The organism is Halobellus marinus (genome assembly GCF_032113415.1).
Taxonomy (GTDB): Archaea; Halobacteriota; Halobacteria; order Halobacteriales; family Haloferacaceae; genus Haloquadratum; species Haloquadratum marinus.
In genome coordinates this window covers 2,898,381-2,910,141 of the sequence record NZ_CP134946.1, presented here as the reverse complement: position 1 = coordinate 2,910,141, position 11,761 = coordinate 2,898,381, and the positions used below count along the sequence as shown (strand labels likewise).

Annotated in this window: 8 protein-coding genes and 3 pseudogenes; 6 read left to right on the top strand and 5 right to left on the bottom strand. The window is 64.9% G+C overall.

Translation table 11 applies throughout. From position 1 onward, the window contains the following. Window positions 1-182: 182 nt before the first annotated feature. A complete protein-coding gene (locus RJT37_RS14380) occupies window positions 183-590 on the top strand; it encodes a universal stress protein (protein WP_311171965.1) in 408 nt (135 codons plus the stop codon). A 115-nt stretch (window positions 591-705) separates the two neighbouring features. On the opposite strand, the gene RJT37_RS14375 is transcribed toward RJT37_RS14380, so the two are convergent. After that, complete coding sequence (locus RJT37_RS14375) at window positions 706-1,683, bottom strand: mechanosensitive ion channel family protein (RefSeq protein WP_313685508.1); 978 nt, start codon at window positions 1,681-1,683, stop codon at window positions 706-708. Between the two features lie 302 nt (window positions 1,684-1,985). Here RJT37_RS14375 and trmB point away from each other — a divergent pair, with 302 nt between their 5' ends. From trmB to RJT37_RS14360, 3 genes are all read left to right on the top strand, one after another. Further along, a complete protein-coding gene (gene trmB / locus RJT37_RS14370) occupies window positions 1,986-3,044 on the top strand; it encodes an HTH-type sugar sensing transcriptional regulator TrmB (RefSeq protein ID WP_313685506.1) in 1,059 nt (352 codons plus the stop codon). A gap of 108 nt (window positions 3,045-3,152) precedes the next feature. Further along, window positions 3,153-4,310 (top strand): DNA primase small subunit PriS, encoded by a 1,158-nt coding sequence (priS, locus tag RJT37_RS14365; protein ID WP_313685504.1) that lies wholly within the window; start codon window positions 3,153-3,155, stop codon window positions 4,308-4,310. A gap of 10 nt (window positions 4,311-4,320) precedes the next feature. Next, window positions 4,321-5,307: a hypothetical protein gene (locus RJT37_RS14360; protein ID WP_313685503.1), complete on the top strand. Its 987-nt coding sequence runs from the start codon at window positions 4,321-4,323 to the stop codon at window positions 5,305-5,307. Between the two features lie 42 nt (window positions 5,308-5,349). Here the strand turns inward: RJT37_RS14360 and RJT37_RS14355 are convergent, their stop codons facing one another. Further along, on the bottom strand, window positions 5,350-7,026 hold the full coding sequence (locus tag RJT37_RS14355; RefSeq protein WP_313685502.1) for an outer membrane protein assembly factor BamB family protein: 1,677 nt from the start codon (window positions 7,024-7,026) through the stop codon (window positions 5,350-5,352). A 204-nt stretch (window positions 7,027-7,230) separates the two neighbouring features. Between RJT37_RS14355 and RJT37_RS14350 the strand changes: the two genes are divergently transcribed. Beyond that, window positions 7,231-8,469 carry an MFS transporter gene (locus tag RJT37_RS14350; RefSeq protein WP_313685500.1) on the top strand — a complete coding sequence of 413 codons (1,239 nt, stop codon included), beginning with the start codon at window positions 7,231-7,233 and terminating at the stop codon, window positions 8,467-8,469. Window positions 8,470-8,472: 3 nt separating this feature from the next. On the opposite strand, the gene RJT37_RS14345 is transcribed toward RJT37_RS14350, so the two are convergent. The 3 genes and pseudogenes from RJT37_RS14345 to RJT37_RS14335 form a co-directional block, all read right to left on the bottom strand. After that, window positions 8,473-10,092 (bottom strand): outer membrane protein assembly factor BamB family protein, encoded by a 1,620-nt coding sequence (locus tag RJT37_RS14345; protein WP_313685498.1) that lies wholly within the window; start codon window positions 10,090-10,092, stop codon window positions 8,473-8,475. Between the two features lie 418 nt (window positions 10,093-10,510). Then, a pseudogene (locus RJT37_RS14340) lies at window positions 10,511-10,699 on the bottom strand (cold-shock protein); the annotation flags it as partial. 221 nt (window positions 10,700-10,920) lie between these two features. Continuing rightward, a pseudogene (locus RJT37_RS14335) lies at window positions 10,921-11,211 on the bottom strand (hypothetical protein); the annotation flags it as partial. A gap of 92 nt (window positions 11,212-11,303) precedes the next feature. On the opposite strand from RJT37_RS14335, the pseudogene RJT37_RS14330 reads away from it, so the two are divergent. Continuing rightward, window positions 11,304-11,606, top strand: a pseudogene (locus RJT37_RS14330) (non-histone chromosomal MC1 family protein); the annotation flags it as partial. Window positions 11,607-11,761: the final 155 nt, after the last annotated feature.

Here is an 11,761-nt window from a genome sequence, read left to right as displayed (position 1 = left end):
CACCGCGAGCGAACGCAGTGAGCGAGCGGGCCAACGAACCCTCGAAGCGCGGCGTAGCCGCGCTGAGGGGGAGAGGCAGTGTTTTTGGTCCAGCTTTTGCCGAGGGGCGGCTCCGCCGGCCCGCAGCGCAAAAGTGGGTCTGTATGGAAACGTTCAGGGGCCGTCGCATCCTCCCTCTGGACGTGACGCGCGTCGTTGTCCCTGTCCGGTACCCGCTATCGACCCACTCGAAGACCACGCTCTCGGAGGCCATCCGGATCGCCGAGGAGCGGTCGGCGGAGTTGACGGTCCTCCACGTGGATCTCTACCAGTCAGGGAAGGACGTCTCGCGGGCCGACCTGAAACAGGCCGTCGAGTCCGAGTTCGGACCTCTCGAACGGACCCGGTACGTGGTCCGACGCGGCTTCCTCGTCGAGGAGACGATCCTCGAAGAGGTGGCCGCCGACGAGGCCGACATCGTCGTCATCGGCGCCAAGCAGGCGGGTCGGTGGCGACAGATGATCCGGCGCGTACTCGACGATCCGGACATCGAATCCTTCCTGCGGCAGGAACTCGACTCTACCGTGATCTCGGTCCGTGCCGACGAGTGAACGGCTGATTTCGGCTCGGAACCTTTCTCAGAGTCGATCCACAGACGAGTCGGGAACGGCACAGAAACCTGCCGGCGGACAGGGAACGACCCGGCAATCCGCCGCCGACTTCGGTTCACTCGGCTTCGAACACTTCCGAGGAAGAGTCCTCGTGATCCGCATTTGACCCGACCGGCCGCGACTGTGACCGGTCACCGACAGTTGCCTCCAGCGTGCCGCTGGTCTCGTCGAACACGAGGTGGCGGTGGGGGTACGCGAACTCGATCTCCGCATCGGAGTCGTGGAACGCGTCCGCGATTCGGTCCCGGACGTGGGACTGGACCGTGGGGATCTTGTACGGTTGCTTCGCCCAGTAGCGAAGCCTGAGTTCCACACCGTCGTCGCCGAACGAGTCCCGCAAGACGGTCGGTTGGGCCGGATAGCGCGCGCTCCCGATCCGGATGTCGGGTCCGCCGGTGATGACCGCCTCGATGTCGGCGGCCGCACGTCGCATCAGCTGCATCGCTCGGTCGATATCGGATTCGTAGGTGACGACCACGTCGAGCTTCAGCCGAACCCGTTCGTCCTCAGCGGAGAAGTTCGTCACCAGATGCTGTCTGATCTCTGAGTTCGGGATGACGAGAAAGGTGTTGTCGAGGGTGAAAAGCTTCGTGTAGCGAATCGTGATATCGTCGACGAAGCCGCGGTGGCCGTTGTCCAGTTCGATCATATCGCCGATCTCGTAGGGCTGATCTGCCAGGATGAACAGGCCGTTGATCGTACTCCCGACGATCGGTGCGAGCACGATACCGAGGACCGCAGAGAACACCGTCACCGAGAGAACGATATCACCGATCTGAAAGCCGAGCACGCCCGCGGCGACGGTGGTCGAGAGGAACACGACCGCCAGCCGAATTAGTCTGAGAACCGTCTGTGCGACGCTCTCTCTGGGGAACTGCCGGGCGACCGACCGGCCCAGAAGCTGGACGACGTACCGTGATACGAGTACACCGACGGCGATAATTACGGCGGCGAGGATCCACCGCCAACCCGGGAAGAACACCCACTCCGGGAGCGGACTCGCGGGAGCCGGCTCCGGCGTCTCGACTTGCAAGACAGCAAGCTCTACGACCCTCCTCCAAATTGCCTCTGTCCAAGCATCTCCCTGGCCCCATACCGCCGCTGCCCGTCCGGGGAGTGCCGGCTGCGACCACATACCACCGACCACGAGAGCCCCGAATAAAAAGGGTCGCTCACGACGGGCGATCACAGATAAGAGAGGGGTTGCGAAAGCAGAAAGGAGCGGCTGATCCACCACAGGCCGGCATCGATCGGGGCCGAAATTCCGGCGTTTCGTAATCTCGTGCTACTCAAAATATAGTAAATAGTAAGTATGCAGGCCGAGCAGAAGCGTCTATGACGGACGAACTCCACGCGACGCTCGAGGGGGTTGGAGAGCGGTTCGATCTCGGCGAGTACGAAATCGAAGCCTACCTGGCCGTACTCGAACACGGGGAACTGACGGCTTCGGAAATCGCGGATCGGACCGAGATCCCCCAGCCCCGGGTGTACGACACGGTTCGAAGCCTCTCGGACCGGGGCCTGGTCGAACTCCGGGAGTCGCGGCCGATGAAGATCGTCGCCGTCGATCCGGAGGACGCCTTCGGCAACGTCAAACAGTCGCTGGAGGACCTCATCTCGGAACTCGAAGCGAGGTACACCGCCCCTGCGCGGGACACCGAAGCAGTCTCGCTCGTCAAATCGCGGTCGACGATCCTGCGGTACGTCGAGGAGATCATCGAGAGCGCCGAGTACGAACTAGTGCTCTCTTTGACCCCCGATCTGCTGCGTCGGTTCCGCGACGACCTCGCGGCGAAAGTCGACGCAGGCGTCAGTGTGGATCTACTGGTGACTCCACAGTCGCACGCGCCCGACCCAGAGGAGTTCGACTACCTCGAAGTCGCGACTGTCGCGCGTGCCCGCCGCGGTATCACCACCCCGGTCCTCGCGGTCGCCGACGGCAACTACTCGATTTACGCGACCCAGGACGCGCTCCGCGACGACCGCGACCGCTACGGCGTCATCTTCAACCGTTCGGCGCTCGGGTTTCTGGTCTCGGGCTTCTTTGGCACAGTCCTGTGGACGACGGCGGAGACGCTCGCCGCCGACGGCAAGCGCCGGCCGTTCCCCCGGCGGTACGCCTCGATCCGACGCGCCGTGAAGGACGTTCGCGAACTCGAGGGGCCGTTCTACGCGTCGGTGACGGGCCGCGACGTCGAAACGGGCGATCCGGTGGTCGTCGAGGGCGAGGTGCAGACTACCCGGTTCGAGGACAGCGAGGAGGTCGCCTCGCTCAACCTCGAGACCGACGACGGCGTCCTCGAAATCGGGGGCCTGGTCGCGGCATTCGAAGACGTCGAGGCCCAGGAGATCCTCCTCGGGCGCGACGGGATTCCGGATCGCGAGCGGTTCTGAGACTGGTCGACGTCTCCATCCGCCGGTATTCGACCCTGGCGTGTCGAATTCGTTCACGCCGGCGAGGCACAACGGCTTTACTCCTCCCTCCGCTATCGTCATCGACCGATGGAGGCGCGCACGCGGACGTATCTCGAAGGGCGCTTCGGCGACTACTACCGCCGGAGCGACGTCTCAGTGCCGCCCGCCGCCGATCGTCGCGAGTGGGGACACATCCCCTGGAGCGCCGGGCGGACGACGATGATCCGTCACCAGTCGCTGCTCGATATCGGTGACCTCGACGACTTCCTGCACCGGACCGCGCCCCGGCACGTCTACTTCTCGTCGGCCCGCTTTGCGGATCCCGGCGCGTCGTCGATGGACGAGAAGGGCTGGCAGTCCGCGGATCTCGTGTTCGACCTCGACGCCGACCACCTCCCCGGCGTCGACCCCGAGGAGACCTCCTACGCGGAGATGCTTGCGGCCTGCAAGACGGAACTCCGTAACCTCCTTTCGTTTATCGACGACGACTTCGGATTCGAGGAGACCGAGGTCGTCTTCTCCGGCGGACGCGGCTATCACGTCCACGTCCGCGACCCTGCCGTCCGGGAACTCAAAAGCGAGGCCCGCCGGGAGATCGTCGACTACGTGCGCGCGATCGATCTCGACGTCGACGGCCTGATCACTACGGAATCGAACCGTGGGACGACCCGCCGGATGCTCCGCCGTCGCGGGGGGTGGGGTGCGCGGGTCCACCGACGGCTAGTCGACCTCGCGGAGCGCCTGCGGGAGATGGAAGAGACGGCCGCCCTCGAACGGCTCCAAGAACTCGAAGGCATCGGCGAGGGGCGAGCGAAGACCATCCTCGGACAGATCCAGCACAACTTCGAGGCGATCCGCGAGGGCAACGTCGAAGCGGGAGGTCCCGGCACGCGAATCCTCGTTGACGCGCTTGCGGCCGAGGCAATCGAAGCCGAGAGCGCGCCGATCGACGAGCCGGTGACGACCGACACGAAGCGGCTGATCCGCTTGCCCGGGAGCCTCCACGGCGGCTCCGGGCTGGTGGTGACCCCGCTCGATCGGTCTGAACTCGATGATTTCCGGCCGCTGTCCGACGCGATCCCCGAACGGTTCCGCGGCCGCGAGATCAGAGTCGACGTCACCGATCCGGGCCCGACTACGTTCGACGGCGACACGTTTACTATCCCGGCGGGCGAGCAATCCGTCGAGGAAAGCCTCGGGATATTCTTGATGACCCGGGGACGCGCAGAGAAGATCAAGGAGTGACCCACAACATATGGATTTAGACGAGTTACGGGGCGTCCGACGGACTGAGCGCCAGAAGGACAGCCTCCAGCATCTCCGTGACTCGTTTTACGAGGACGTCGCCGACTACATCGCCGAGCGCAAAGCCGAGCGCCAGCGCGCGGCCGAGGCGGCCGACGACCCTTTCGGCGACCCACAGGTCGGCGAACTCACAGACGAAATCGAGACCGCAGAGGACGTCGTCGAGGCGATCTACGAGCGCCGCGTCGGCAAGGTCGTGAAACTCGCGTCGTTCGCGGCCGCGGATATGAGCACCGACACTGCCGGACTCACCGCAGAGGAGCGCGCCCTGTTCGACGATCTGGTCGCGCGCATCAAGCAGAACCGGAGCGCGGTCCTGGATGTTCTCTCCGGCGAAGGGGCCAAAAGCGCCGAACCGGAAGCGACCGTCACCGCAGACGAAGACCACGGCACCACCGACGGGGCACCGACCCCACCGCCGATCTCAGAGGAGTCTGCGGAGTCGGAGACGAGCCCGGAGGACGTACTCGCGGCGGCGATGGGTGAGGAAGCGACGGGCTTCGAGCCCGACGGCGGCTCCGAGTCCGCGTCGGGCGAACCGAATCCCGTTCCGGACGTGCCCTCGGAACCGTCACCGTCTGGGGCTCCGGAACCGACAGCAGACGCGCCTGTCGCGGACGCATCCGAGAGCTCCGACACCGACCCGCCGGTCGTCGAAGCCAACGACGAAACCGCTGCCGAACCCGATCGCTCGGCGTCGCAGGTCGACGCCCAGGCGGATCAGGGAGTCGGCGGAACCGCGGCTACCTCACGGGCAAGGGGCGATCGCACCGCCGACGATCCCGACCGTGTCACGCTCCGAATCACCGAGGACGTGGGGCGGATTCTCGCTGTCGACGACCGCGAGTACGACCTCGCCGCGGAGGACGTCGTGACCCTCCCGTCGACGAACGCCGGTCCCCTTATGGATCGGGACGCCGCGGAACGGCTCGACTAACCCGACCTGGAGGACGGGCGTCTCCGGTAACGCCGAGAGGACCTATTCTGTCGAGAGGTCCGCGCCGCACTCCGGACAGAAGTTGACGTCGCCAAAGGCTGCGAGGTCGGTCCCGCAGTTCGGACAGTAGGAGACTGCCGTCGTTTCGCTGTCGGTCCACCCCACTGCTTCCTCGGCGTCGGCTTCGCGTGCTTCATACACGTCGGTCTCTCCGGACGACTCCCCGGAACTCGGGTAGACTTCGGTGTTCGTTCCGGAGCGATCGTCGGGACTGGCGAACACTGCCGGCTGGCTCGCTATCGGATACGCCTCGATCGCCGTTCCGCTCGAGGCGAACAGCGCGCCGCCGCCCGTGTGGTATACTTCGCTCGTCGTCGCAAACTCGACTGTCCCGTCCGCCCGATCGAGGACGTGTAGGTCCTTCTCGTCTCCCTTTCCGACGACGACCACGCGCCGGTCGGAGGCGGCCTCGAAGTGGAGGTATTCGCCCGACGAGGACCACTGCTGTCGCCCGCTGTCCGCGTCGACGCCGTGAATCTGAGAGGTCTCCTCGCCGACTATGACTGGATCCCCGTCCCCGGCGATCCACGCGACCCGCTCGTCGGTCTCGAAGGTCCAGTCGATGCGGCCGGTGACCGCGTTCAGCTGATACGCCGCTGGGCCGTCTTCGACGATTGACCCGTCCCGATGGGTCTCGCGCGTCCCGACGTAGAGCCGTCCCCCGTCGCCCGCGAGTCTGTCTGTCACGGTGGTCGTGGTTCTGATCTCTGTCTCCCACATCGCCCGGCCCGAGTCGGGATCCAGTCTGACGAAGCGGCTGTCGTCCGCCGTTTCGACCACGCCGTACAGTGCCTCGCCAGCGATCGAAAAGAACTCGAAACTGTCGTACTCGGGCGACTGCCAGATCTTGCTGCCGCTTTCGGGGTCGAGCGCGGAGACCGTTCCGCTCTCTTTGACGTACACCCGCCCGGATCGCGGAACTACCGACACGGTGGTCCCGAGCACCGAGCCGTCGTTCAGTGAGTACGACCACTGCTCTGTCCCCGCGTCCGGATCGAACAGCGGTGAGACCGCCTGGTCGTCCGCCCCTGTCGCCTCCGCGTCGGTCGCGATTCGAACCAGTTCGTCCCGGGCGCTGATCTGTGCGTACACGCCGTGATCGGTGAACCAGGCCTCCCGGATCGACCGCTCCCGCTCATAGTCCCACTGTTCTTCGCCCGTCGCCGGGTCGACGGCCACGACGCGTTCGATGCTCGAGTCGCCGACGCCGACGAGGAGGGTTCCTGCCAGCTGTGCGATCTGGCCGGCGACGCTGTCCGGAAGTGTCGTCTGCCATTTCCGGCTTCCATCAGAGATATCGTACGCCCAGAGCGTCCGATCTGCGGACAGAAACACCCGTCCGTCGGCAACGGTGGCAACCGAAGCAGCCCACGCGTCCCACAGACGGCTCCCGCGTTCGGGATCGATCGCGTAGACGTGGTCGTCGTCGGTGATCGCAAAGAGCGTCCCCGAAGTCGGGTCGTACTCTGTCTCGCGCAGCGCCCCCGTCGTCTCGATCGATCCGCGAGCGGTCCCCTCTGCGGCGGAGAGCAGTTCGATCCGGGGTCCGCTTGAGCCCTCTGTGTCCGTCCCCACCACGAGAAGTCCAGGGGACGGATGATACTGTATCGCATCGGGCACTGTGTCGATCTCTTCGGTCCACTCTGGCTTCAACGACATCTTGCCTCCGTCCCGTCCCGTGAACGTCCCATAGGGGTGGCCTGGAACGAGATCGAGTAAAATCTGTCTGCTTTTCCCCCCGTCAGATCGCGCGGTCGACTCAGCCCCGTCCGAGTACTCCCGGACGAGCCGTCTCGGTTACGCTCTCGGATAGCAACCGCCAACCGCCAGGACTATTTTCGAACTCCATCAAGTCTCCCTGTGGTGGATATCTGGCCGACAGGCGGCCCTGATCTGGCCGAAGGTTCGACGTGGCGGATCGTAACCGTCGCGGTCGGCTGGCTACTGCTTCTGTTTGTCGGTGCGTACCTGATCACCCCGGCCAGCATTCTCACGCTGATGATGGCCGACCTGGGCATCACCGAGGCGACGGCCGCCGCGCTCGTCTCGATGCCACAGGTCACCGCGACAGTGATCGGCATCCCCAACGGCGTCTATCTCGACCGAGTCGAGACCCGTGCGGTGGTCCCGGCCGCGGCGGTCATCCTCCTCGTCGGCAGCATCGGAGACTGGTTCGCCGCATCCGGCGGGAACGTCTCGCTTTTGATCGGGACTCGGTTGTTCGCGGGCGTCGGGATGTTCGTGCTGTGGGTAGTCAGCGTCAATATCGCCTCGAGCACGTTCCCGGCCCACAGACGGGCGACGGCGACGTCGGTGCTCATCTCGGGCTATCCCGCCGGATACGCGCTCGGCCAACTCGGTGCGCCGCGGCTCGCCGCCGTCATCGGCTGGCCGGGGGTGTTCCCCGTCTTCGGTGGCGCGGTGCTTTTGACGTCGATCGGGCTCTACGTCGCGGGTGGACAGGTCTCACGGTACCGGACGTCCACGGAACCGATCTCGCTGCTCGGCTTCAAGCGGGTGGTGCGAAACCGGAACGTGTGGATGGTCGTCGTCGTGACGATCCTCGGCTACTCGCTGTATATGGTCTTCAACTCGTGGATGCCGACGTACATCACTCGCCAGTTCGGCGTCTCCCTGGCCGACAGCGGCGCGTTCGTCGCGCTGTTTCCCGCGGTGGGGATTCTCGCACGGCCCACGGGTGGCTGGCTCTCGGATACCGTTTTGGCCCAGCGACGACGGCCTGTCTTCGCCGCCTCGTTCGTCGGTACGACCGTGCTGGCGGTGGCAATGTTCTACAGCGGCACGATCGCAGTTCTGGTCGCGATGCTCGTCCTCGCTGGGGTTTTTATCCAACTCCAGATCGGGCTGTTGTACCAGTCGATTCAGGAGTTCGTCGACGCCAGTGCCGCGGGGACGGCTGTTGCGCTCGCGAGCGTGGCCGGGTGGCTGGGGTCGTTCGTCGCCCCTGTCGTGGCCGGCGAACTGGTCGCCACCGCTGGCACCTACGCCGTCCTGTTCGCGTTCGCAGTCGGGATGGGCGTAACGGGAGCGCTCACCGTCTGGCTGATGGCCGAATCCGGCGGCCGTGCGACGCTGGCCTGACACTCAGCGCAGTTCCATCCCGCACTCCGGACAGAAATTCACGTCGCCGAAGGCGTCCAGATCCGTCCCGCAGTTCGGACAGAACGAAACCGTCGAGGTAGTGTTCTGCGCCTCGGCGGTGTCGCCTCCCGCGTCAGGGTCCCCGTCCGCCGCCGCCGAATCGGCCGCCTCGTCGTAGACGCCCGTCTCGCCGGCGACCTCGGCCGTATCATCGTACACCTTCGTGTTCGACCCCGCCTTCTCAGCCGCGTCGCCTCCGAAGGCCCCCGGGCGTTCGGCGACAGCGGAGGCAGTCACGAGCGAGCCGTCCGCCTCGAAGAGGGCCCCGTCGAACGCTGTGACGGGGCCGTCGGTGTCGATCGTGGCCTCGACCGCTCCGGTCTCACGATCGAGGACGTACTGACGCCCGCTGCCCGCGAGCACGACGCGTCGGTCCGCAGCCAGATTCACAAACAGACTCTCGTCGGCGAAAGACCACGCTGCCCGCCCCGTTTCGGTGTCGACTGCATACAGCGTATTGCTCGAAAGCGTCAAAACAGGGTCGCCTTCGCCAGCAATGTCGTTAATCGTCTCGTCGACGGGGAACTCCCAGTACGGACTCCCGGTGGCACCGTTCAGCCGATACAGGACGGCCTCGTCGTCGTGGTAGTCGTCGGTGCCGACGTAGACGTCCCCGTCGTCGGCTGTCAATCCCGCCGTCGACCAGTTTTGGTTCTTGAGGTCGATCTCCCACAGCGTCCGGCCGGTGTCGGGGTCGAGTCTGACGAAACTGTAATCGTGGAGGTCGGGCGTCTCGACGCACCCGTAGACGTTTCCGTCCTCGACCAGCAGCTCCTCGAAGTCGTAATACTCCTCGGAGGTCCAGATCTCCCGGCCAGTCACCGGATTCAGCGCGACAGCGGTGTTTTGCTTCCGGAGATACACGGCCGACTCGGTCGGCTCTACCGAGAGATACGAGCGGCCCGTGTCGTAGGCCCACTGTTCCACCCCCGTCGTACTGTTGAGAGACGCCAGTTCGGTCTCCCGATCCTCGTCGTCGAAGCCGGTGTATATTCCGTGGTCACCGACGAGTACGTTCTCAGCCGCCCCGGGCCGGTAGTACCACTCTTCTTTGCCAGTCGCTGCGTCGATCGCGACCACGCCTTCGTCCCGCCATTCCCCCACCTGAACGAACAGCGTTCCGTCGACGTATGTCGACCCCCCGTAGACCGTGTCAGGGAGTGCCTGACGCCACTTGCGAGTGCCGCTCTCGGCGTCGTGCGCCCAGACGGTGCTTCCGCCCCGGAGGAATACGGTCTCGTCGGTGGCTGCCGCGATAGCCGAGGCCTGCGTATCCCATCGCAGGTCGGCCGTTTCGGGATCGATCGCGTACACGTGATCGTCGTCGGTGACGGCGAAGACCAACTCCGCACGGTCGTGATACTCGGTTCGCTGGAGGCTCCCGGTCGTCTCGAGCGTCCCCATTCGGGTCCCGTCGCTCGCCCACGCCCACAGGAACGCCACCCCCGGTCCCGCCGCGGAGTCCTCGTCGATGCCGACGGCGAGCAGCCCCGGTGTGGCGTGATACTGGAGTTTCGTCGCGGTTCCGCCGACGTCCTGGGTCCACTCCGGCGTCAGCGACATTCCCGTCGCACCCCTTGCAGTCTGTCGTCTCTCATATCTGCCGTATCGCGTTCGGCTGATTAAAAAGTGTTCAGTCACCCGTCACTTCGAACGCTGATCGGTGCCTGAATTCGGGCACAGCGCTAGCGGAATACCGGCGGTAGTCATCCGTGTCTATCCGGGGAGATTACCGCGGTCCTCGTCACTCCCCGACCGTCAGTTCGCTCCCACAGCCCGGACAGAAGTCCGGATCGGGATACGCGGCGAGTGCCTCGCCGCAGTTCGGGCAGTACGCTGGGTCTTCCCCGTCGTACACGTCGGTCGATTCGGCCTCCCCGTAGACTTCGGTGTGCGTGCTGTCCTCTACCTCGCTCGCTCCCACCTGGTCGTAGACGTCGGTGTTGTCGTCGCCCCCCTCGTCGTCTGGACCGTCCGGATCCCGCCGGACGTGTATCGCTCGCGGCCCCTTCTCGGCGTGCTCCACCTCGAATTCGACTTCCTCGCCCTCCGTGAGGTCCGGGCCGTCGATATCCTCCATATGGAAGAACACGTCCTTCTCGACGTCGTCAGACTGGATAAAGCCGTATCCGCCCGTATCGTTGAAGAAATCGACCTCGCCACGTAGCATTTCAGTTGGCTAAACGACACGTGTGCAAAAAGCTCTTTTCGTCGTCTCGTCGGTGCCGGCGTCGGCCTGTAGGTGGTCTCTGTGTGGCGATTTGCTGTGCCTCGAAACTCTCCGCGAATCTCCGCTCGACAGTATCACTCCCTGTAAATCCGCGTCTCGTCCCCGGCCCCGTCCTCGAAGCTATCCTCGGACCCGGCGTCGTCGTGGTCGACGACTTCCGTGGAACCGTCGCCGATCCTGGCGGCTATCAGCCGGTCGCGAAGGTCCTCGAGCCGCTCGTTTGCGCCGTCGGCGAACGCGTCGAGCTGCTCTGTCGTGACGGCACCCTTCGCTGTGGGCTCGATCAGCTCTTCTTCCTCCAGCACTTCCAGCGAGTATCGGACCTTGTGATCTGGGATGGACAGGTCCTTCGACAGACGGACGATCCCGATCGGTTCATCGGCGGCGACAGTCCGGAGAACTCGAAGGTGCCGATCCAGCATCTCCACTTCGCTCTCGATTCTGTCGATCACACACCCTCATCTCTCAGGAAGGTATTGATACTGTCGACTGTTTGATCGCCGACAGTTTATTCATCGTTGTCCAATATACTCCGTACACATCGATGGCACGAGACGACGGCACGCGAACGTTTACACGGCGACTGACGGACGGGAGCGAAGCAGGAGAGTTCACGGGACAGCGACCCAGACAGGCCGCAATGAAGGTGGCGCGACGGCTGGAACCGGCAGACAGCGAAGCGGCGGCGACCCCCGAGGAGATCAAACTGCGGGAGCGGGGGACCGACGACGTGCACGTGTACGACGCGTGGGCGTGGCGTGAGGCTGCCGACGACGACGCCCCGGAGTGGCTCGGTGACGAGATTACGGAGGCGAACGTCTCGAAGAAACGAGTCGAAGACGCTGACGGCGGCGGGAGCGCGTCGGGACCCGAGGAGGACGGCGGCAGTCCGTCGGCTGCCGCAACCGACTCCGGAACCGAAACAGAAGTGTACGAGTCGTCGTCACCGTCGGACGAGACACGAATCTACGACGCCTGACGGAGGTCGACGCGCAGATCCAC